Below are 20,456 nucleotides of genomic sequence, written 5' to 3'. Positions count from 1 at the left end.
TCAGGCGCTCGCGGCTTCGTCGATGAGCGCCGCCACGGCCTGCGGCTGCGAGGCCAGCGAGGCGTGGCTGGCCGCCAGCGTGATGACCTTCTTCGCGCCCAGGCGCGCCGACATGCGCTCCTGGTTCACGGGCGAGATCATGCGGTCTTCGCTCGAGATCTGGTACCACGACGGCTTCTTCTTCCAGGCCGGCGCCGTGATGGTGTCGCCGAAGGTGCTGGCCAGCGGCGCCTTCTGCGTCAGGCCCATCACCAGGCCTTCTTCGGCGCTCAGGTCCTGGCAGAAGCTCTCGTGGTATTTCTCGGGGATCACCCACAGGTAGCCGTCGCTGTCGGGCGCCAGGTTGGGCACGGCCACGGGCGGATGCTCCTGCGTGATGCCACCGGGGCTTTCGCCCGCGTCGGGTGCGAAGGCGGCGATGTAGACCAGCCCCACCACGTTGGGCAGGTCGCCGGCCTGCGTGATCACGGCGCCGCCGTACGAATGGCCGACCAGCAGCACCGGCCCCTGCACCTGCGCCACCATCTTGCGCGTGCGCTCGGCGTCGTCGGCCAGCGAGGTCAGCGGCAGCTCGACCGCGCGGATGGCCGTGTGGCCCTTGCGCAGCAGCTCCACGATGACGTTGTGCCAGTGCGCCGCACCACCCCAGAAACCATGGACCAGGACGACCGTCGGTTTGTTGTTGCTCATGATTCGCCACCTTCCTGTGAAGAAATAAGACGCCGAGCCGCCGGAATGGCGGGCCGGGAAGGTCTTATACGCCTGCGCCCTGCCCGCGCTGTGACAAGACCCTCAGCCGGTGCGCACCAGCCCCTGCAGCGCCTCGAGCGACAGCAGCACGATGCGCCCGTAGCCCAGCGACACCACGCCCTCGGTGGCCAGCGCATTGAGCTCCTTGGACAGCGTCTGGCGCGTCACGCCGAGCATCATGGCCAGCGCCTCCTGCGACAGCATGAGTTCGTGCCGCAGGTGCACCGACTGCGTGGCGTCGCCGCGCGCCAGCACCAGCAGCCGGTGCGCCACGCGCGCGCGTAGGCTGCGCAGGGTGGCGTCTTCGGCCAGGCCGTAGAGCATGCGCACGCGCGCAGCCAGCATGGCCGCGATGGCGTTGGAAAACACCACGTCGCGCATCTGCCGCACGAAGGCCTCGGGCGGCACCACCAGCAGGTCGAGCGCTTCGAGCGCGGTGGCGTCGTGCGTGCGCGGCGAGCCGTCGATGAGCGTGATCTCGCCGAACCAGTTGCCCGGCTCCAGCACCGCCAGGATGGCCTCGCGCCCGTCCTGGCGCAGCGACGAGATCTTGATCGTGCCCGCCACCAGCCCGTAGAAGCCGCCGCCCGCCGCATGGATCGGGTCGCCCTGGCGGAACACCATGGTGCCGCGGCGCACATGCAGCAGCTCGGCCGCGCCCAGCAGCGCGTCGCGCTGCGCGCGCGGCATGCTGGTGAACCAGGGGTTGCCGTCGAGCGCGGCGCGGTGCGCGGCCGACAGGCGCGGCTTGGTCGAGGTGGCCATGGAGGGGAAAAAGGCGCCTGAGGCGGGTTTACCAGAACCTCGCATTGTCAAATTCTTGACAGTTGAAGGTCAAGCGCAGGTCTACAGTGGCCGCCATCCCCCCAAGAACGGAGACCCCACACGATGAACGCACGGGCAAGTTTCAAGCGCATGCAGGACAGCACGCGCGAAGACTGGCAACTGATCGGCGGCGAGTTCATGCAGTTCGCGGGCGGCCTGCCCGCGCGCGTGATCAAGCACCTGCAGATCCTCGAAGGCGACTACGGCGGCTTTCCGGTCGACCGCTACACGCACTCGCTGCAGACCGCCACGCGCGCGCTGCGCGACGGCCGCGACGAGGAGTACGTGGTGTGCGCGCTGCTGCACGACATCGGCGACACGCTGGGCAGCTTCAACCACCCCGACATCGCCGCCGCCATCCTCAAGCCCTTCGTGAGCGAGGCCAACCACTGGATGGTGCAGAACCACGGCATCTTCCAGGGCCACTACTTCTTCCACCACATCGGGCTGGACCGTGACATGCGCGACACCTTCAAGGACCACCCGCACTACGAGCGCACGGCCGAGTTCTGCGCGCTCTACGACAACCCGGCCTTCGACCCCAAGGCCGAGACCCTGCCCATCAGCGAGTTCGAGCCCATGCTGCGCCGCCTGATGGCGCAGCCCAAGCAGAGCGTCTACAAGACCGTTCTGCAAGAGCCGACCGCCGCTTGATCAAGACAAAGGACACCCTCATGAACGCCACCTCCGCCTCCGAAATCCAGAAGCTCGTCTCCGCCGAAGAATGGCAGCTGCGCGTCGACCTCGCCGCCTGCTACCGCCTGGTGGCGCTATACGGCTGGAGCGACCTCGTCTTCACGCACATCAGCGCGCGCGTGCCCGGCCCCGAGCACCACTTCCTGATCAACCCCTACGGCCTGATGTTCGACGAGATCACGGCCTCGAGCCTGGTCAAGGTCGACCAGCAGTGCAACAAGATCATCGACTCGCCCTACCCCGTGAACCCGGCCGGCTTCGTGATCCACAGCGCCGTGCATGCCGCGCGCGAAGACATCCAGTGCGTGCTGCACACCCACACCCGCGCCGGCATCGCCGTGAGCGCGCAGAAGAACGGCGTGCTGCCCATCAGCCAGCAGTCGACCTTCGTGCTGGCCTCGCTGGCCTACCACGACTACGAAGGCGTGGCCTTCCGCGACGACGAGAAGCCGCGCCTGCAGGCCGACATGGGCCATGCGAACTTCCTCATGCTGCGCAACCACGGCCTGCTGACCTGCGGCAAGACCATTGCCGACGCCTTCCTTTCGATGTACACCTTTGAGAACACCTGCCAGATCCAGATCGCCGCGCAGGCCGGCGGCGGCGAACTCACGCACGTGGACCCGAGGATCATCGACGGCGTGGGCCAGGCCATGAAGGTGCAAAGCGGCGGCCTGGGCGGCATGTTCGTCTGGCCTTCGCTGATCCGCAAACTCGACCGCATCGACGACAGCTACAAACAATAAGACAGACGTCGATCCCGGTTTCCACGGCTGCCAGCGCCCGCGCGACGGGTGCCGGCAGCCATTTTTTTAAGCAGAAGAACCCAAGAGGAGACACCACCGCATGGACACCACGCTCATCGTGACCCGGTTCCTGTTCGGCGCGCTCGCGCTCGTGATGTTCGGGCTGGGGCTGTCGCTCTCGCTCGAAGATTTCCGGCGCCTGTTCAAGCACCCGAAGGCCGTGACCATCGCGCTCGTGCTGCAGGTCATCGGCCTGCCGCTGGCCTGCTACGCGATCATCGTGGGCTTCGGCCTGTCGCCGGTGTTCGCCATCGGGCTCATGCTGCTGGCGGCCTCGCCGGGCGGCATCTCGGCCAACCTGTTCTCGCACCTGTTCGGCGGCAACGTGGCGATGAACATCTCGCTCACGGCCGTGAACACGCTGCTGTCGATCGTCACGCTGCCGCTCATCGCCAACTGGGCCATCAACCATTTCGCGCCGAGCGGTCAGGTGGTGCCGCTGCAGACGCGCAAGCTGGTCGAGGTGATCGCCATCGTGCTGGTGCCGGTGGCCATCGGCATGGTGGTCGCGTCGCGAAAGCCCGGCTTCGCGGCGCGCATGGAAAAGCCGACCAAGGTCTTCAGCGCCGTGGTGCTCGCGGTGGTCACGGTGCTCGCCATCGCCAACGAGTGGAAGAACATCACCACCACCTTCGCCGAGATCGGCGTGCCGGTGCTGCTGTTCAACCTCGTGAGCCTGCTGGCGGGCTACTACCTGAGCCGTGCGGCCGGCCTGGACAAGCCGCTGGCCACCGCCATCAGCTACGAGATCGGCATCCACAACTCCACGCTCGCCATCTTCATCGCGGTGAGCGTGCTGGGGAGCTTTCCGCTCGCGCTGCCGGCCGCCATCTACTCGGTGGTGATGTACATCACCGCCCCACTGTTCGGATGGCTGTTGCTGCGGCGCGGTCAGCCCGCCGCCGTGCCTGCGCCATGATGCGCGGATGGAACTGAGACAACTGCGCTACTTCGTCAAGGTCTGCGAGCTGCGCAGCATGGGCCGCGCGGCCGTGGAGCTGGGGGTGGTCACCTCGGCGCTGAGCCAGCAGATCAGCCGGCTCGAAAGCGAACTCTCGACCCGGCTGCTGCGCCGGCATTCGACCGGTGTCATGCCCACCGACGCGGGCCTGGCCTTCCTGCACCAGGCGCAGCTCACCTTGCGCCACGCCGACGACGCGGTGCGCGCGGCGCAGCAGGCGCGGCTGTCGGGCCATGTGAGCGTGGGCCTGGCGCCCACCACCGCCACCGTGCTGGGCGTGCCGTTGATGCAGGCCATGCAGGCGCGCTACCCCGAGGTGCGGCTGCACATGGTCGAGGCGCTGTCGGGCCACCTCACGACCATGCTGCATGCGCGCCAGCTCGACCTCGCCGTGCTGTTCCAGACCGACACGCCGCGGCGCTGGAGCTTGTCGCCGCTGCTGGCCGAAAAGCTCTTCGTGATCGCCTCGCCCGGACTCACGCCGCGCCCCACGGGCAAGAAGGTGCGCCTGTCGCAGCTGGCCGAGGTGCCGCTGATCCTGCCCAGCGACAGCCACGGCCTGCGCGCCACGCTGATGGCCGCCTTTGCGCGGGCGCGCGTGGCGCCGCGCATCGTGGCCGAGGTCGACGGCCTGGCACTGCTGATGGACGCGGTGCGCGCCGGCCACGGCGCCACCATCCAGCCCGGCGCCGCCACCGCGCGGCACGACCGTGACGACCTCGAACTCACGCAGATTGCCGACGCGCACGTGGGGCGCCGCAACCTGCTCGTGAGCCTGTCGGACGATGAGCTCTCGCCCGCCGCGCTGGCCGCGCGTGTGGTGGTCGCCGAAACGGCCCGCACACTGGTCAGCGAAGGCCGCTGGGTCGGCGCAAGTCTTCTCGAAAGCTGAACACCTGTTGCCTTGATTGGCCTTTCGCGTGAAGGCCATGCTCCCTAAAGTCCCCTGCATTCCAAGGAGACCCACGAGTGATAGACGTACTGGTTGTCGGTGGCGGCAATGCCGCGCTGTGCGCCGCGCTGATGGCGCGCGAGGCCGGCGCCTCGGTGCTGCTGCTGGAGGCCTCGCCCAAAGAGTGGCGCGGGGGCAATTCGCAGCACACCCGCAACCTGCGCTGCATGCACGACGCGCCGCAGGACGTGCTGGTCGAGGCCTACCCTGAAGAGGAGTACTGGCAAGACCTGCTGAAGGTGACCGGCGGCCTCACCGACGAGCACCTGGCGCGCCTCGTGATCCGCGCCTCGTCGAACTGCCGCGACTGGATGCGCCGCCACGGCGTGCGCTTTCAGCCGCCGCTGTCGGGCGCGCTGCACGTGGCGCGCACCAACGCCTTCTTCATGGGCGGCGGCAAGGCGCTCGTCAACGCCTACTACCGCAGCGCCGAAGCGCTCGGCGTGCAGATCCGCTACGACACACCCGTGGCCTCGGTCGAGCTCGAGGGCGAGCGCTTCGTGGCCGTGCGCACCGAGGCCGGCGAGCGCATCGAAGCCAGGAGCTGCGTGCTCGCCTCGGGCGGCTTCGAATCGAACCGCGAATGGCTGCGCGAAGCCTGGGGTCGCAACGAACGCGGCGAATGGCCGGCCGACAACTTCCTCATCCGCGGCACGCGCTTCAACCAGGGCGTGCTGCTGAAGTACATGATCGACGCGGGCGCCGACAGCATCGGCGATCCCTCGCAAGGCCACATGGTGGCCATCGATGCGCGTGCGCCGCTGTACGACGGCGGCATCTGCACGCGCATCGACTGCGTGTCGCTCGGCGTGGTGGTGAACCGCGACGCGCAGCGCTTCTACGACGAGGGCGAGGACTTCTGGCCCAAGCGCTATGCGATCTGGGGCCGGCTCGTGGCTCAGCAGCCGGGGCAGATCGCGTGGTCGGTCATCGACCAGCAGGCGGTCGGGCGCTTCATGCCGCCCGTGTTCCCCGGCACGCAGGCCGGCACGCTCGGCGAACTGGCGCAGAAGATCGGCCTGGACGAAGCCGCCTTCGTGCGCACCGTGCAGGACTACAACGCCGCCTGCCGCGTCGGCCGCTTCGATCACACGGCGCTGGACGACTGCCACACCGAGGGCCTCGCGCCCGCCAAGACGCACTGGGCGCGCCCGATCGACACGGCGCCCTTCCATGCGTATCCGCTGCGCCCCGGCATCACCTTCACGTACCTGGGCCTGAAGGTGGACGAGACCGCGGCCGTGCGCTTCGGCGGCCGGCCGAGCCCCAACCTCTTCGTGGCCGGCGAGATGATGGCCGGCAACGTGCTGGGCCAGGGCTACACGGCCGGCGTCGGCATGAGCATCGGCACGGCCTTCGGCCGCATCGCTGGCACACAGGCTGCGCGTGCGGCAAAGAACCATTCGAAGAATTCCCCGGAGACCACCCTTGCAGCAGCTCACTGACCTCGTCGCACGCGCCCGTGCGGATGCCGATGGCATCGGCAGCAACCCGTCGCGCGTCATCCCGATCCAGCCCGCCCTGCCGCTCACTGCTTCCGAGGGCGAGGTCGCGCGCATCCTGCAGATCTGCAACGCCTGCCGCTACTGCGAGGGCTTCTGCGCCGTGTTCCCCGCCATGACGCGCCGGCTCGAATTCGGCAAGGCCGACACGCACTACCTCGCCAACCTGTGCCACAACTGCGGCGCCTGCCTGCATGCCTGCCAGTACGCGCCGCTGCACGAATTCGCCGTGAACGTGCCGCAGGCGATGGCGCAGGTGCGCCTGCAGACCTACCACGACTACGCCTGGCCGCCCGCGATGGGTGCGCTCTACAAACGGGCTGGGCTCACTGTCGCGCTGGCGCTGGCGGGCGGGCTCGCGCTGTTCCTCGTGCTGGCCGTGGCGATGGCGGGTTCGCTCGTGCACGCGCCGCTCGCGGGCAACTTCTATGCGATCTTTCCGCACAACTTCCTGGCACTGGTGTTCGGCGCGGTGTTTCTGTTCGTGGTGTTCGCGCTGGCCATGGGCACGCGCCGCTTCTGGCGCGAGGTCTCGCCCGCGAACGACCCGGGCAACGCGCCCGACCTGCCGGGCGTGCGCCGCGCAGCCAGCGCCGAAGCCGCGCACGACGCGCTGCGCCTCAAGTATCTCGATGGCGGCCATGGCGAAGGCTGCAACAACGCCGACGACCGCTTCACGCTCTGGCGCCGGCGCTTCCATCACTTCACCTTCTACGGCTTCATGCTGTGTTTCGCCTCCACCTGCGTGGCGACGCTCTACCACTACCTGTTCGACCTCCATGCGCCCTATGCGCTCACGAGCCTGCCCGTGCTGCTGGGCACCACGGGCGGCATCGGCCTCGTGATCGGCCCCGTCGGCCTGCTGTGGCTCAACCTGCGGCGCCATGCGGCGCACGGCGACGCGGCGCAGCGGCCGATGGACCGCGGCTTCATCGCACTGCTGTTGCTCACGAGCCTCACGGGCTTGGCCCTGCTGGCCTGGCGCGACACCCGCTTCATGGCGCTGCTGCTGGCGGCGCACCTGGGCGTGGTGATGGCGCTCTTTCTCACGCTGCCCTACGGCAAGTTCGCGCACGGCATCTTCCGCTGCGCGGCGCTGCTGAAGTTCGCCATCGAGAAGCGACTGCCCAGCCGGTTGCGGCTGGGTGCGGACTGACTGGCATGGCCTGAAGCGGCCAGGGTCGGACAAGGCCCTACGCCCAGGGCGGAAACCCGCTGGCCGGGGCGGGCGGGGGTTGTCTGCAGAATAGGCGGCCATGCATGTTCGAAAAGCCGCCGTTCTCGCCCTCGCCCTCGTCCTGTCCGCCCTCTCCCTCTCAGCCACCGCGGCGTCCATTCCCAAAGACCTGAAGCCCTCCGATGCCGCCGAAGCCCGCATCGAATCGCTCATCGCGCGCATGACGCTGCAGGAAAAGGCCGGCCAGCTCAGCCTCTACGGCCCGGCCGACATCAACACGCCGAACAACCCGCAGGCCGGGTGGCGCAATGGGCAGCAGGAGACGGAGGACGTGCGCAACGGGCGCCTCACGGGCCTCTTCAACAACGCCGGCCTCGAAGGCAAGCGGCGGCTGCAGCAGGTGGCGGTGCGCGAATCGCGGCTGGGCATTCCGCTGATCTTCGGCGCCGACGTGATCCACGGCTTTCGCACGATCTTCCCGATGCCGCTGGCCGAGGCCTCGAGCTGGGAGCCCGCGCTGGCCGAGCGCACCGCGCGCGCGGCGGCGGTCGAGGCCACGGCCGACGGCTTTCGCTGGACCTTCGCACCGATGGTCGACATCGCGCGCGATGCGCGCTGGGGCCGCGGCCTCGAAGGCGTGGGCGAAGACCCGTACCTGGCGCGCCAGTTCGCGGCGGCGCGCGTGCGCGGCTTCCAGGGCAGCAACCTCGCGAACGCCGACTCGATGCTGGCCACGCCCAAGCACTTCGCGGCCTACGGCGCCGCCGAGGGCGGGCTCGACTACAACACGAGCGAGATCTCCGAGCGCACGCTGCGCGAGGTCTACCTGCCGCCGTTTCGCGCGGCGCTCGATGCGGGCGCGCTCTCGGTCATGAGCGCCTTCAACGAGATCGGCGGCGTGCCCTCGACCGCCAACCCCGCGCTGCTCACCGGCGTGCTGCGCGACGAGTGGAAGTTCAAGGGCTTCGTGGTGTCGGACTACACGGCCGACGAAGAGCTCATCGAGCACGGCCATGCCGCCAACGGCCGCGAGGCCGCCAAGCTGGCCTTCATGGCGGGCACCGACGTGAGCATGCAAAGCGGCCTGTACATCCGCCACCTGCCCGACCTCGTGGCCTCGGGCGAAGTGCCGATGGCGCGGCTCGACGAGGCCGTGCGGCGCGTGCTGCGGGTCAAGCTCAAGCTCGGCCTCTTCGACGACCCGATGCGCGGCCTCGACGGCCCGCCGGCCGCGCAGCGCGTGGAGAACCCCGCGTTCATCGCGCTGGCCCGCGAGAGCGCGCGCCGCTCCGTCGTGATGCTGAAGAACGAGGGCCAGCTGCTGCCGCTCGCGAAAACCGGCCCGCAGAAGATCGCGCTGATCGGCCCCTTCGCCGAAGGCACGAAGGACCTGATGGGCTCCTGGAGCCTGTTCCCGGGCCAGTCCGCGCCCGTGGGCATCGACGAGGGCCTGCGCGCCGCGCTGAGCGCCGAGGCCTCGCGGCTGACCGTCACGCGCGGTGCGAACGTCGAGTCGCCGCTGCCTGGCGGCATCGACGCCGCCGTGGCCGCCGCGCGCGAGGCCGACGTGGTGGTGCTGGCCATCGGCGAGAGCCAGAAGATGTCGGGCGAGTCGCGCTCGCGCAGCGACATCGGCCTGCCGCAGGCCCAGCAGGACCTGGCCGAGGCCGTGGCCGCCACGGGCAAGCCGGTGGTCGTGCTGCTGAGCAACGGCCGCGCGATGGCGCTCAAGGGCGCGGTGCGCAACGCGCGTGCCATCCTCGTGACCTGGTTCCTCGGCGTGCAGACCGGCCACGCGATCGCCGACGTGGTGTTCGGCGACGCCAACCCCTCGGGCCGCCTGCCCGTGAGCTTTCCACAGACCGCCGGCCAGGTGCCCTACTACTACGCCCACAAGCGCACCGGCCGCCCCTCGCCCGAAAGCGCGCCGGGCACGGCCTTCAAGACCCGCTACCTGGACGCGACGAACGAGGCGCTGTACCCCTTCGGTTTCGGCATCGGCTATGCGCCGGTGCGCTACGACCAGGTCGAGCTGAGCACGGACCGCCTCGCCATGGGCAAGACCTTGCGCGTGCGCGCCACCGTCACGAACACGGGGACGCGCGAGGCGGAAGAAGTGGTGCAGCTGTATCTGGCGCAGCGCGCCGCGAGCGTGACGCGGCCGGTGCGCGAGCTGAAGAATTTCCGCAAGGTGCGGATTGCGCCGGGTGCTTCGGAGGTGGTCGAGTTCGCTGTCGGCAATGACGACCTGCAGTTTCTGGGGCGGGACATGAAGCCCGTGATCGAGCCGGGTGAGATCGATCTGTGGGTGGCGCCTTCGGCGGCTGACGGGATTCGCAAGCGCTTCGTGCTCACGCGGGAGTGAGTTCTTCGGGACGCGTGCAAAGGACACCGGGTACTCCCCTCCGCGAATGTCCCCCGGGCTTCGCCCTCCTCCTTGATTTCGCTGCGGGGAGCACCCGATGCCCTGTGCACGAAGGCACGCTGTGGGTGCTCGCCGATCAACGACCGCGCTGATGACGATCACGTCGATGGGGTGCCTTGCGCAGCGAAATCAAGGAGGAGCCCGAAGGGCGGGGGACATTCGCGGAGCAAGGTGCCCCGTCGGCGTGATCGTCGCCCTGAACAAGATCAGTCGAACACCCCGGTGAACGCCACCCGACTCACCACGCCCGAGCTGCTCGCACCCACCCCCAGCGTCACGCTGTAGCGCCCATCCTGCGAGGTGCGACGGATCGATCCCCCCATCGCACTTTCGCTGCGGAAGTTGCCCAGCCCCACGGCGTAGCTGATCTTCCCCGGTACGACAGGCGCAGCTTCCATCGCGGCGACACCTGCAATACCGGCATAGGCACGCCGCGCGTTCTCGTCCATCTGGCTTTGCAGGCGCGCGGCCGTGAAGTCGGTGTAGGCCTTGCCCAGCGGCAGGCCCTGCGCGGCGACGCTGTCGGTGTAGGCGTTGGCAGTGCTCACGCCCTGCTGCACCATGCCCTGCACCTGGCCCACGTTGGTCGCGTCGTCGGGCGCGCTGCCGGGCGCCACGCCGGTGAGCTGGCGGTTGCCCAGCGCCACCTCGCCAGCCGACGACTGCAGCCCGCTCATGCCGACGGCCACGTAGTTCGACTGCGCGCCGCGCGTGGTCGTGCTGCCCGCGCCGAGCGCCACGCTGTTGGCGTGCGAGGCCGATGCGTTGCTGCCGAGGGCGATGGCGTTGTCGGCGCTCGCGCGCGCGGCGCTGCCCAGCGAGATCGCCTGGTTCGCGTTCACGTACACGCCGGCGTCGGCACCGATGGCGATGTTGCCGGTGCCCATGACGTTCTGGCCCGCGCCGCTGCCCTGCGCGATGTTGTGGCTGCCCACCACGCCCTGGCCGGCCGCCGTGCCCAGCGCCAGGTTCTGGTTGCCCTGCACGCCGCCACCCGCGGCCTGGCCCATGGCCACGTTGTTGCTACCCGCCACCTGCGCGCCGGCCATCTGGCCCGAGGCCTGGTTACCCGAGCCGGTGACGCCGCTGCCCGCGCCCTGCCCCGTGGCCAGGTTGTTGCTGCCGGTCACGTTGCGGCCCGCATCGCCGCCGTAGGCCTGGTTGGCGTTGCCGGTCACGTTGCGCCCGGCGTTGCTGCCATAGGCCTCGTTGCCGTTGCCCTTCACGTCGGTGCCGGCCCAGAAGCCGACGGCGTTGTTGTAGTCGCCGGTCACGTTCTGGCCCGCGCTGCGGCCCATCGACTGGTTCCAGCCGCCGACCACGTTGGTGCCCGCGTAGTAGCCGATGGCCTGGTTGGCGTTCTTGCCCGACACGCCGGTGCCGGCGCCCTCGCCGATGGCCAGGTTCCAGTTGGTGCTGACGTTGTTGCCCGCGCCCTTGCCAAAGGCCAGGTCGTTGCTGCCCGTGACACCGGTGCTGCCGGCCTTGTCGCCGATGCCCAGGTTGCCCTTGGCCGGGTCCCAGGTGATCGGCTGGGCCGAGACGATGCCCATGCCGGCCACCGAGCCGAGGGCCACGGCCAGCCCGAGCAGGGTCTGCGTGCTGTTGGTCTTGCGCTTCATGACGCTCAGGCCTTCAGGTGCAGGGCCATGGCCGGATCGCTCACGCCGGGCTTGCCGGTCTCGACGCGGCCCGCGAAGCGGCGCTCGGTGTGCCCGGCGCTGACGGTGAAGTCGTACCAGTAACCACTCTTGTCCAGGCTCCAGTGCAGCATGCCGGTGGCGCCCGGCGCGACCTCGAGCGTCCAGGGGCCGTCGTTGCGGTACGCGTTGGCCGTCACCGTGACCTTGCCGGCCGCCTTGCCCGTGTTGTGCACCTTCAGGTAGACCTGCCCGTCGACCGGCTCGTAGCAGACCTGCACCTCGGGCTTGAAGCCGGCGGTGTCGAAGGCCAGTGCGTCGCCCTGGAAGCTGCGCACGTAGCCGTTGGTGCTGTACACCCACAGGTCGTACTTGCCGCTGTCGCTGGCGCCGGTGTTCCAGTAGTCGGCCAGCTGCTTGCCGGCCTCGACCGTGTAGCGACGCGGGATGCGGTCCAGGTGCAGCTTGTCGTACACATGGAACACGGCGCCCTGCGTGCCGGAGTTCGCGAACACCAGTTGCACGAGGCCGCGCGCCTCGACGCGTGCGCTGGTGTGCAGTTCGTAGGGCAGCGCGCGCGAGAAGCGCGTGCCGGTCTCCTGGTACAGCGGCTGCGGCGTGGCGGGGGCGTTCCTCACGGGGGCCGTGGGCAGCAGCCGCTGCGCCGCATTGATCGCGGGGAAGTTGCTCGTGTCGGGCAGCTTGGGAACGACGGGATCGTTCGGGCTCACGAAGTCGAAGCAGGTCGTGAGGTCGCCGCACACGGCGCGGTGCCACGGGCTGATCGCATCCACGGTGATGTCGAAGCGCTTCTCGAGGAAGCGACCCACCGAGGTGTGGTCGAACACCTGCGAGTTGACCCAGCCGCCCTTGCTCCACGGCGACACCACGTACATCGGCACGCGCGAGCTCAGGCCCCAGGGGCGGATCTTGCCGGTGGTGGTGTTGTCGGCGGCGGCCAGGTAGCTGCCCACCGAGGCGTCGAAGTACTCGCCCTCCAGCGGCACGGTCGACTTGCCCATGAGCGTGCCGTTGGCGTCGTACGAGGGCACGGCCGGCATGGCCAGGTGATCGAAGAAGCCGTCGTTCTCGTCGAAGGTCACGAACAGCGCGGTCTTGCTCCACACGGCCGGGTTGGACGTGAGCGCGTCCAGCACGTCGGCGATGAAGTCGGCGGCGCCGGCCGTGCCTTCGCTGCTGCCGGGGTGCTCGGCCAGCGCCTGCGTGGGCAGCACCCACGAGACGTCCGGCAATTTGCCCGTCATCACGTCCTGCTTGAGCTGGGCCAGGAAGTTGGTGGCGCCGTCGGCCGTGTCGGGGCCGCCCGTGAGGCCGTGCTCATAGATCGGCGAGCCCGGCTGCGCGGTGCGGAAGCTCTCGAAGGCCAGGCAGCCGTGCATGGCGCCCGTCCAGTTGTTGTTCATGTTCTGGTAGATGTGCCAGCTGACGCCCTTCTTCTGCAGCACGTCGGGCAGCGTGTCCCACTTGAAGGCGTTGTTGACGTACTTGTAGTTGTAGTCGCCCTTGATCGGGTCTTTCTGGCCCGAGCCGTCGGCCTGCTGCGGCCGGCCCGCCACCCAGTTGGACGGGTTGGGCCAGCAGCGCGAGTTCACGGGCTCCGAGTCGGTGTCGGTGCTGTTGATGCCCTTCTTGCGCAGCTCCGGGTTGAAGTTGGAGCCCGACCAGAACACGATGCGGTTGGGGTCGGTGCCGGTGAGGATGGAGCAGTGGTAGCCATCGCACACCGTGAAGGCATCGGCCAGCGCGAACTGGAACGGGATGTCTTCGCGCAGGTAGTAGCCCATCGTGGCCTGGTTCTTGAACTGGATCCAGCGGTCCATCTTTCCCTGGTTCCATGCGGCTTGCTGGTCGGGAAAGTTGTGCGGCGTGCCCGAGCCGATCAGCGCATTGGCAATCGTCGAATCGCGGCGGAAGGGCGGAATCTCCGCGCCGCCCGCGGGGTTCGACTGGAAGTAGACCGACTTGCCGTTGGCCAGCGGAATCGGAAAGCGGTCGCCGAAACCGCGCACGCCACGCAGCGTGCCGAAGTAGTGGTCGAAGCTGCGGTTCTCCTGCATCAGGATCACGACGTGCTTGATGTCCTTGATGGTGCCGGTGTCGACGGCGGCCTCGACGGCGAGCGCCTTGCGGATCGTGGGCGGCAGCAGGGTGAGGGCCGAAGCCGCGCCGACGGCGCCGGCCGACTTGCGGAAGAAATCGCGACGGTTGGAGGGGTTCATGGGGAGTCTTTCAACGCGAGGACAAAAACAGAAGAAATGGAAGGCGTGTGGATGAAGGCCGCGCGCGGCTCAGGGCGCGCACTTCAGCGCCGGCGTCGGGCCGGGCTGCTCCGGCGTGGTGGTCGGGGGCGTGGGGCCGGTGGGCGGCAGCACCGGCAGGCCGCCGCCACCACCGCTTCCGCCGCCGCACGCGGCAAGGCTCAGGCACAGGAGAAAGCCCGCCGCAGCGAGGCCATACCGGGAAGAACGTGAGGTCATGAAGGTGTCCTTTTCTGGATCGAAGGGGCGTGGAAGGAAAAGCAGGGCGAAGCCGGGCCGTGCAGGCCTCGAAGGGCTTGCACCGGAACGGGAAGAAACGGAATGAACTCGGGTGCCCGAAGTGGGCGGATGGGTGGGTGTCAGCGCTCAGGCATAGCGGCTGCGCAGCCGGGCTGCGACCCTGTCGAGCACGAGCACCGTGAGGAAGATCGCGATCAGGATCGTTCCGACGTGCGCGTAGTTGTACATGTCGTAGCGGCCCTTCAGCTCCTGGCCGATGCCGCCCGCGCCCACCAGCCCCACCACGGTGGCCATGCGCACGTTGCGGTCGAGGATGTACAGCGTGTAGGCGATGAACTGCGGCATCACCTGCGGCAGCACCGCGAAGCGCATCACCTTCAACTTGCTGGCGCCGATGGCACGCAGCGCCTCCTGCGGCTTGTCGTCGGCGGTCTCGATGTCTTCGGCGTAGAACTTGCCGAGGAAGCCCGCCGAATGCAGCGCCAATGCGAGCACGCCGGCGATGGGACCGAAGCCGTAGGCGAGCACCAGGAACAGCGCACTCACCAGCTCGGGCACCGCGCGGAACATGCCGACCACGCCGCGCGCCAGCGTGTAGACGGCGCGGTTCGGCGTGTAGTTCTTCGCGCTGCACCAGGCCAGCGGCGCGCTCAGCACGATGGCCAGCAGCGTCGCCCAGATGGCGATCTCGAAGGTCTCCAGCATCTTCACCGCCACATGCCAGAGGTAGCCGAAGGGCTCGACCAGCACCTCGCGCCGGTCGACCACCTCTTCCATCTGCAGCGTCTGCGGGTTGAGCTTGGGCTGGCGCGACTCCTCCATCTCGACATGCGAGAACCACGGCAGCCGTTCGCGGTCGAAGCCCTCGATGCGCGACACCTCGGTGCGCTCCGACACCTGCGGCGGAAAGAGCGACCTGGCGATGGTGCCCAGGCCCGACAGCACCTGCGACTGCTCGCGCAGGCCGACGGCCGCGAGCACGCCCTCGCCTGTGAGCGACAGCATGCGGCCCATCTCCACGCGCTGGCCGGCAAAGAAGCCGACCACCACCACGAGCAACAGCACGGCGAGGCTGCGCGCGCCGAAGGGGCGCGGCAGGTCCCAGGCGGATGCGGGGCGGCTCATGGCACCAGCTCCAGCGCGCCGGCATGCAGCGGCAACGGTGCTTCGGGCGCGGTCCGCGCGGGCACCGGCGTGCGGCCGTAGACCGCATCGAACACCTTCGGGTCGAAGGCCGCGGGCGCGCCGTCGAACACCACCGCGCCGTGGCGCAGCGCCACGATGCGGTCCGCGAACTCGCAGGCCAGCTCGATCTGGTGCAGGCTGCACAGCACCGTGGTGCCGCGCTCGCGCGCCTGCGTGCGCAGCAGCGACAGCACATCGTGGCTGGTCTGCGGGTCGAGGCTGGCCACCGGTTCGTCGGCCAGCACCAGCGGCGGCTCGAGCATGAAGGCGCGCGCGATGCCCACGCGCTGCTGCTGCCCGCCCGACAGCTCGCTCACGCGGCGCAGCAGGTGCTGCTCCTGCAGGCCGACCGATTCGATCAACGCGCAGGCCTTGGCACGCTGCGCGTCGGTGAACAGGCCGAGCAACGCGCGCCAGGTCGGCACCGCGGGCAGCGCGCCGGCCAGCACGTTGTCGGCCACCGTGGAACGCAGCACCAGGTTGAACTGCTGGTGGATCATGCCGATGCGCGGGCGGATGCGGGCCAGCGAATGGGCGGCGATCTGCACGCCCTCGACCTGCACCGCGCCCTGCGTGGGCTTGACCAGCCCGTTGGCCATGCGCAGCAGCGTCGACTTGCCCGCGCCCGAGGCGCCCAGCACCACGCAGAACTGCCCCGCCGGCACCTGCAGCGACACGCCGTCGAGCGCGCGCGTGCCGTCGGCGTAGTGCATGGCGACCGATTCGAAATTCAGCATGGCGACGCTCAACGCTCGGCGGACTTGGCGAGGATGCGCCCCTTGAGCTCGTCGGTCAGCAGGCCGAGCTTTTCGGCGGCGACGTTGAACTCGGCTTCCGAGAACTTCGTGTCGTAGCCGTCGATCTTGCCGCCGCCGTAGCCGCGGATCATGTCGGGCGTGACGCCGGGGGCCTTGTTCACGGTCTGGAAGGCGTCCTTGAGCTTTGCCTTCAGCGGCTCGGGCAGCTTCGAGTTGAGCGCCAGCGGCGGGTACGGAATGGCCATGCTGCGCGCCACCACCTTCACCGTCTTCGGGTCGACGACGCCCTGCTTCACGGCCTTCTCGTAGGAGTCGAACGAGAGCGAGGCCACGTCGACCTGGTCCTGCACCAGCGCGGCCAGGCTGCTGGCGTGGCTGCCGGTCATGCGGATGGCGCCGAGGTCCTTGGCCGGGTCCATGCCGGCGTCGAGCAGCATCGCGACCTGGAAGGTGAAGCTCGAGGCCGAGTTGACGTCGCCGAAGGCCACGCGCTTGCCCTTGAGGTCCTTGACCGAGGCGATGGGCGCGTTGGCCTTGGCGAACATGCCCGCGTAGTACACCGAGGCGCCCTTCTCCACGCCCACGGCCAGCAGCTGCGCGCAGCCGCGCTTGTTCGCCTGCACGTACGACACCGGGCCGAAGAAGGCGATGTCGGCGAGCTGGTTGCACATGCCCTCGACCACCGCGCCGTACGACTGGCCGACCTTGAGGTCGAAGTTCAGGCCGGTGCTGCGCGTGATGGCGTTGAACACCGGCGCGTAGTCGGCCTTGGTGCCCGACTCGGTGCCGCCGTCGGCCGGGATCAGCAGCACGCGCAGCGGCCGCTCGCGCGAGCCGTCGGCCGCCGATTGGGCCTGCGCGGCCAGCGGCAGCGCGGCAGTCAGCGAGAGGGCGGCAGCCGCAAGGGCCAGGAGCTTTTTCATGGTCGGTTCCTTCGTTTGGAAAGCAGTGGGCATGCGGTTGCAACGCCCCGATGAAGAGAACTTTAGGAGCCGCAGATGACAGGGAAATGAAATAAGCTCATTTCAAAATTCAAATCTCACTGAGCAATATTCAATAGAATCCGCCGCCACGGCCGAGCCCCTCAAGACGGCCCCACTCCCGGAGATCCATGAGCACGCATCACACGACAACAGGGACCCTGAACGGCAGCGGCATCCAGGCGCTGGCGCAGGCCCGCCACCTGCTGGTCGACCTCGACGGCACGCTGGTGCGCCAGCAGGAAGCCATCGACGGCGCGGCCCGCCTGCTGGCGCACTTTCACGACCGCTACGCCATCGTGTCCAACAACTCCACGCACACGGCGCAGGGCCTGTCGGTGCGGCTGCGCAAGCTGGGCCTGCGCGTGCCGCCCGAGCGCATCGTGCTGGCCGGCGAACTCGCGGTGCGCCAGCTGGCGCAGCAGCATCCGCAGGCGCGCGTGCTGCTGGCCGCCAGCCCTGCCCTGCAGCGCTACGCGCGCGCGCAGGGCTGCCGGCTGGTGTCTGCGGAGGCCGAGGCCGACGTCGTGCTGCTCGCGCTCGACATGCACTTCAGCCACACGCGCCTGTCGGTCATCGCGAACGCACTGCGGCGCGGCGCCAGGCTGATGGTGACCAATGCCGACGCCACGCACCCGGGCCCGCACGGGCGCGTGGTGCCCGAGACGGGCGCGCTGCTGGCGGCCGTGGTCGCGGCCAGCGGCGTGCAGCCGTGGTGCGTGGTCGGCAAGCCCGCGCCGCTGCTGTTCGAGGAAGGCCTGCGCCGCCTCGGCGCGCACGCCGAGCGCACGGTGGTGGTCGGCGACAACCCGCTGACCGACGGCGAAGGCGCCGCGCGGCTCGGCCTGGTCTGCGTGCTGGTGGGTGAATCGCCGGGGGCGGTGGCGCCCACGGTGGCCGGGCTGCTCGTGCCGCCCGTCTCAGAAGCAGTGGAACCCGCGCCTCAGTACCGCTTGAGCGAGAGCACGTCGAAGGTCTGGCGCAGCGTGCGCACCGAGGTGTCGTAGTCCGACAACGCCAGGCAGGCGATCAGCACGTCGATGATCGCCAGCTGCGCGAGCCGGCTCGTCATCGCCTCGGTGCGGAAGTTGGTTTCGCGCGCCATGGTGAACAGCAGCACGTCGGCAAAGGCCTGGATCGGCGACTTGCCGAAGTTGGTGATGCACACTGTGGCCGCGCCCGCCTCCTTCGCGAGGCGCGTGGCCGTCACCGTCTCGTGCGTGCTGCCCGAATGCGAAATCGTCAGCACCGCCGTCTTCGCATTCGTGAGCGAGGCGCTGATGGCCTGCACGTGCGAATCGACCACCACCTTGGCATTGAGGCCGATGCGCAGCATGCGGTAGTGCGCGTCCTCGGCGATGGTGGCCGAGCTGCCGATGCCGTAGATCTCGATGCGCTCGGCCTTGCGAAACAGCTGCACCGCGCGCTCCATCGCCTTGGCATCGAGCATCGACTGCGTGTCGTGCAGCGTCTGCACGTTGCTCTGGAAGATCTTGCGGATCACCGCGTCGGCCTTGTCCTGCGGGTCGAGGTCTTCGTGGATGAACTGCACCGGCCGCACGATCTCCTGCGCCAGCGCGATCTTGATCTGCTGGAAGCCCGTGGCGCCCAGGTTCTTGCACAGGCCGACGATGCTGCCTTCGCTGGAACCGGTGCGCTCCGCCACCTCGCTCACCGACATGTGGACCACCTCGCGCGGGTTCTTCACGATGAAGTCGGCGATGCGCTGGCCCACGGGGCCCAGCGACGACCAGAGGGTTTCGATGCGCGCCAGCACGGCGGACACCGGGACGTCGGGTGCCTCGGCGGCGGGCGCCGCGGCAGCCTTGCCGCCGGTGGACTTGGACGTGCGGGGAGTGCTGTTGCGCTTCATGGGCCGCGAGCTTACCCGCCCTCGATGGCGGTTTCACGCACGCGGCTGGCCAGGCTCATGCGGGGTCTTCTATATTCGGCCGTTCCTCATTCGGAGTTGGCTGCCTTGTGGTGACCCGCCGCCCCCTCATCTCTCATGACCACCGCCCTCCCCATCGACCGCCGGCTGCAACTCATCTCCGACACCCGGGTCGAGATCTACTGGTTCGCATCGAACGGATTCCTTCGCGCGGTGCTGGGCACGCACGATGGCCCGCAGTGCGCGCCATCGTTTCGCTACCGGGTGCTTTCTGGCGACAGCATCGAGCTGATCGGCGCCGACGGCATCATCGACACGTGGACCCGCATCCGCATCGAAGGCGACCTGCTCCATGCCGAATCCGGCGGCAAGCCCAAGGCTTTCCGCATCGCACCCGAAACCGCCGAAGAGAGTTCCAAACAATGAAAGTCAAACGACTGGTCGCCAACTTCGCGACGCAGGATGTGGCACGCGCACAGGTCTTCTACGCCGACGTGCTCGGCCTCGATCTGCTGATGGACCACGGCTGGATACGCACCTACGGTTCGCAGGCCGAGATGAGCGTGCAGGTCAGCTTTGCGTCTGAAGGCGGTTCGGGCACGCCGGTGCCTGACCTTTCCATCGAAGTCGACGATGTCGACACGGCGCTGGCGCGCATGCGGGCTGCCGGTTTTGCCATCGAATACGGCCCGGTCGACGAACCCTGGGGTGTACGCCGTTTCTATGTCCGCGATCCGTTCGGGAAGCTTGTCAACGTCCTTGCCCACGCAGCCTGACACGCGACGTCCCAACGAAAAAACGGGCCCCAAGGGCCCGTTCGTTCTTCAGGCAGCCGATGAGGCATCGGCTTGCCACAGTCGCCTGATTACAGGCCAGCCTGGCGCGTGAACGACACGCTGGGCTTCTTGTAAGCGGCCGGCACTTCGTCGCGGTAGAACGCGCGGCGGTCGAGGCTGGCGAGCGGGTCGTGGGCCTTGGCGACGGCTTCAGCGCGGATCGTCGAGCGGTCGGCGGTCGAGGTGAAGGTCTGTGCGCCGGCGGTGGCGCCGTCGCTGTACTCGTTGCCGGCACGGGCGGCAGCCACGGCTTGCGACGCGACGTCCGAACGCGAGAGGGTCGAGTGCACGGTGTGCACGCCGTCATAGGTTTCGGCGTGGGCACCGGCAACAGCCAGGAGCGAGAGCGCAACGGCAGCGAGGGTCTTCGAGGCATTCATTTCAATCTCCTTCAGGTGGTGTGTTGATGGGATGAAGTTTGAACCTGAAGCGCCCCAAAAAACCGCAGCAAAAGGAATCGCGGCGTTCACGGGATTGAAACAATCGCGCGCCGCCCGCGCATGCGATGCGGCGACTGGAACCCTCTCCTCCAGAGGGAACGCGCGAGAAAGTT

The 20,456-nt window shown here is 68.7% G+C and carries 20 protein-coding genes; 10 read left to right on the top strand and 10 right to left on the bottom strand.

What is annotated here, in order from left to right:
• Together AC3WQM_RS10605 and AC3WQM_RS10600 are read right to left on the bottom strand one after the other, a co-directional pair.
• Positions 1-690: an alpha/beta hydrolase gene (locus AC3WQM_RS10605; RefSeq protein ID WP_095745013.1), complete on the bottom strand. Its 690-nt coding sequence runs from the start codon at positions 688-690 to the stop codon at positions 1-3.
• Between the two features lie 102 nt (positions 691-792).
• A complete protein-coding gene (locus AC3WQM_RS10600; protein WP_070060370.1) occupies positions 793-1,515 on the bottom strand; it encodes a Crp/Fnr family transcriptional regulator in 723 nt (240 codons plus the stop codon).
• Between the two features lie 123 nt (positions 1,516-1,638).
• On the opposite strand from AC3WQM_RS10600, the gene AC3WQM_RS10595 reads away from it, so the two are divergent.
• The 7 genes from AC3WQM_RS10595 (at position 1,639) to AC3WQM_RS10565 (ending at position 10,034) form a co-directional block, all read left to right on the top strand.
• Positions 1,639-2,229: an HD domain-containing protein gene (locus AC3WQM_RS10595; protein WP_354343406.1), complete on the top strand. Its 591-nt coding sequence runs from the start codon at positions 1,639-1,641 to the stop codon at positions 2,227-2,229.
• Positions 2,230-2,249: 20 nt separating this feature from the next.
• Positions 2,250-3,017: a class II aldolase/adducin family protein gene (locus AC3WQM_RS10590; protein WP_070060369.1), complete on the top strand. Its 768-nt coding sequence runs from the start codon at positions 2,250-2,252 to the stop codon at positions 3,015-3,017.
• A gap of 100 nt (positions 3,018-3,117) precedes the next feature.
• A complete protein-coding gene (locus AC3WQM_RS10585) occupies positions 3,118-3,996 on the top strand; it encodes a bile acid:sodium symporter family protein (protein ID WP_492678553.1) in 879 nt (292 codons plus the stop codon).
• 7 nt (positions 3,997-4,003) lie between these two features.
• A complete protein-coding gene (locus AC3WQM_RS10580; RefSeq protein WP_492678551.1) occupies positions 4,004-4,930 on the top strand; it encodes a LysR family transcriptional regulator in 927 nt (308 codons plus the stop codon).
• Positions 4,931-5,007: 77 nt separating this feature from the next.
• On the top strand, positions 5,008-6,435 hold the full coding sequence (gene tcuA, locus AC3WQM_RS10575) for an FAD-dependent tricarballylate dehydrogenase TcuA (protein ID WP_492678549.1): 1,428 nt from the start codon (positions 5,008-5,010) through the stop codon (positions 6,433-6,435).
• Positions 6,419-7,648 (top strand): tricarballylate utilization 4Fe-4S protein TcuB, encoded by a 1,230-nt coding sequence (tcuB, locus tag AC3WQM_RS10570; protein ID WP_492678547.1) that lies wholly within the window; start codon positions 6,419-6,421, stop codon positions 7,646-7,648. Before tcuA ends, tcuB begins: the two co-directional genes overlap by 17 nt.
• A 100-nt stretch (positions 7,649-7,748) precedes the next feature.
• Entirely contained in the window at positions 7,749-10,034 is a 2,286-nt protein-coding gene (locus tag AC3WQM_RS10565) for a glycoside hydrolase family 3 N-terminal domain-containing protein (protein ID WP_492678545.1), read from the top strand.
• Positions 10,035-10,300: 266 nt separating this feature from the next.
• On the opposite strand, the gene AC3WQM_RS10560 is transcribed toward AC3WQM_RS10565, so the two are convergent.
• From AC3WQM_RS10560 to AC3WQM_RS10535, 6 genes are all read right to left on the bottom strand, one after another.
• Positions 10,301-11,716, bottom strand: coding sequence for a YadA family autotransporter adhesin (locus AC3WQM_RS10560; protein WP_492678543.1), 1,416 nt, complete (start codon positions 11,714-11,716; stop codon positions 10,301-10,303).
• 5 nt (positions 11,717-11,721) lie between these two features.
• Entirely contained in the window at positions 11,722-13,974 is a 2,253-nt protein-coding gene (locus tag AC3WQM_RS10555; protein ID WP_492678541.1) for a phosphocholine-specific phospholipase C, read from the bottom strand.
• A 69-nt stretch (positions 13,975-14,043) separates the two neighbouring features.
• Positions 14,044-14,232, bottom strand: a complete 189-nt coding sequence (locus AC3WQM_RS10550) for a hypothetical protein (RefSeq protein ID WP_095745005.1) — start codon at positions 14,230-14,232, stop codon at positions 14,044-14,046.
• A gap of 147 nt (positions 14,233-14,379) precedes the next feature.
• A complete protein-coding gene (phnE, locus tag AC3WQM_RS10545; RefSeq protein ID WP_139706725.1) occupies positions 14,380-15,378 on the bottom strand; it encodes a phosphonate ABC transporter, permease protein PhnE in 999 nt (332 codons plus the stop codon).
• On the bottom strand, positions 15,375-16,175 hold the full coding sequence (gene phnC, locus AC3WQM_RS10540; RefSeq protein ID WP_492678539.1) for a phosphonate ABC transporter ATP-binding protein: 801 nt from the start codon (positions 16,173-16,175) through the stop codon (positions 15,375-15,377). The genes phnE and phnC overlap by 4 nt, the downstream gene beginning before the upstream one ends.
• A gap of 8 nt (positions 16,176-16,183) precedes the next feature.
• On the bottom strand, positions 16,184-17,119 hold the full coding sequence (locus AC3WQM_RS10535) for a phosphate/phosphite/phosphonate ABC transporter substrate-binding protein (protein WP_492678537.1): 936 nt from the start codon (positions 17,117-17,119) through the stop codon (positions 16,184-16,186).
• Positions 17,120-17,307: 188 nt separating this feature from the next.
• Here AC3WQM_RS10535 and AC3WQM_RS10530 point away from each other — a divergent pair, with 188 nt between their 5' ends.
• A complete protein-coding gene (locus tag AC3WQM_RS10530; RefSeq protein ID WP_492678535.1) occupies positions 17,308-18,183 on the top strand; it encodes an HAD-IIA family hydrolase in 876 nt (291 codons plus the stop codon).
• Here AC3WQM_RS10530 and AC3WQM_RS10525 read toward each other — a convergent pair.
• Entirely contained in the window at positions 18,120-19,049 is a 930-nt protein-coding gene (locus AC3WQM_RS10525; RefSeq protein WP_492678533.1) for a MurR/RpiR family transcriptional regulator, read from the bottom strand. The two genes, AC3WQM_RS10530 and AC3WQM_RS10525, sit on opposite strands and share 64 nt — an antisense overlap.
• A gap of 135 nt (positions 19,050-19,184) precedes the next feature.
• On the opposite strand from AC3WQM_RS10525, the gene AC3WQM_RS10520 reads away from it, so the two are divergent.
• Complete coding sequence (locus AC3WQM_RS10520; RefSeq protein ID WP_489057066.1) at positions 19,185-19,493, top strand: hypothetical protein; 309 nt, start codon at positions 19,185-19,187, stop codon at positions 19,491-19,493.
• Positions 19,490-19,843, top strand: coding sequence for a VOC family protein (locus AC3WQM_RS10515; protein ID WP_070060357.1), 354 nt, complete (start codon positions 19,490-19,492; stop codon positions 19,841-19,843). Before AC3WQM_RS10520 ends, AC3WQM_RS10515 begins: the two co-directional genes overlap by 4 nt.
• Before the next feature lie 89 nt (positions 19,844-19,932).
• On the opposite strand, the gene AC3WQM_RS10510 is transcribed toward AC3WQM_RS10515, so the two are convergent.
• Positions 19,933-20,283, bottom strand: coding sequence for an alpha/beta hydrolase (locus AC3WQM_RS10510; RefSeq protein ID WP_492678531.1), 351 nt, complete (start codon positions 20,281-20,283; stop codon positions 19,933-19,935).
• Positions 20,284-20,456: the final 173 nt, after the last annotated feature.

This window comes from Variovorax sp. FW301-JW7 (assembly GCF_058788795.1).
The sequence above is the reverse complement of the archived record's forward strand: the minus strand, read 5'-3'. Positions and strand labels throughout refer to the sequence as shown.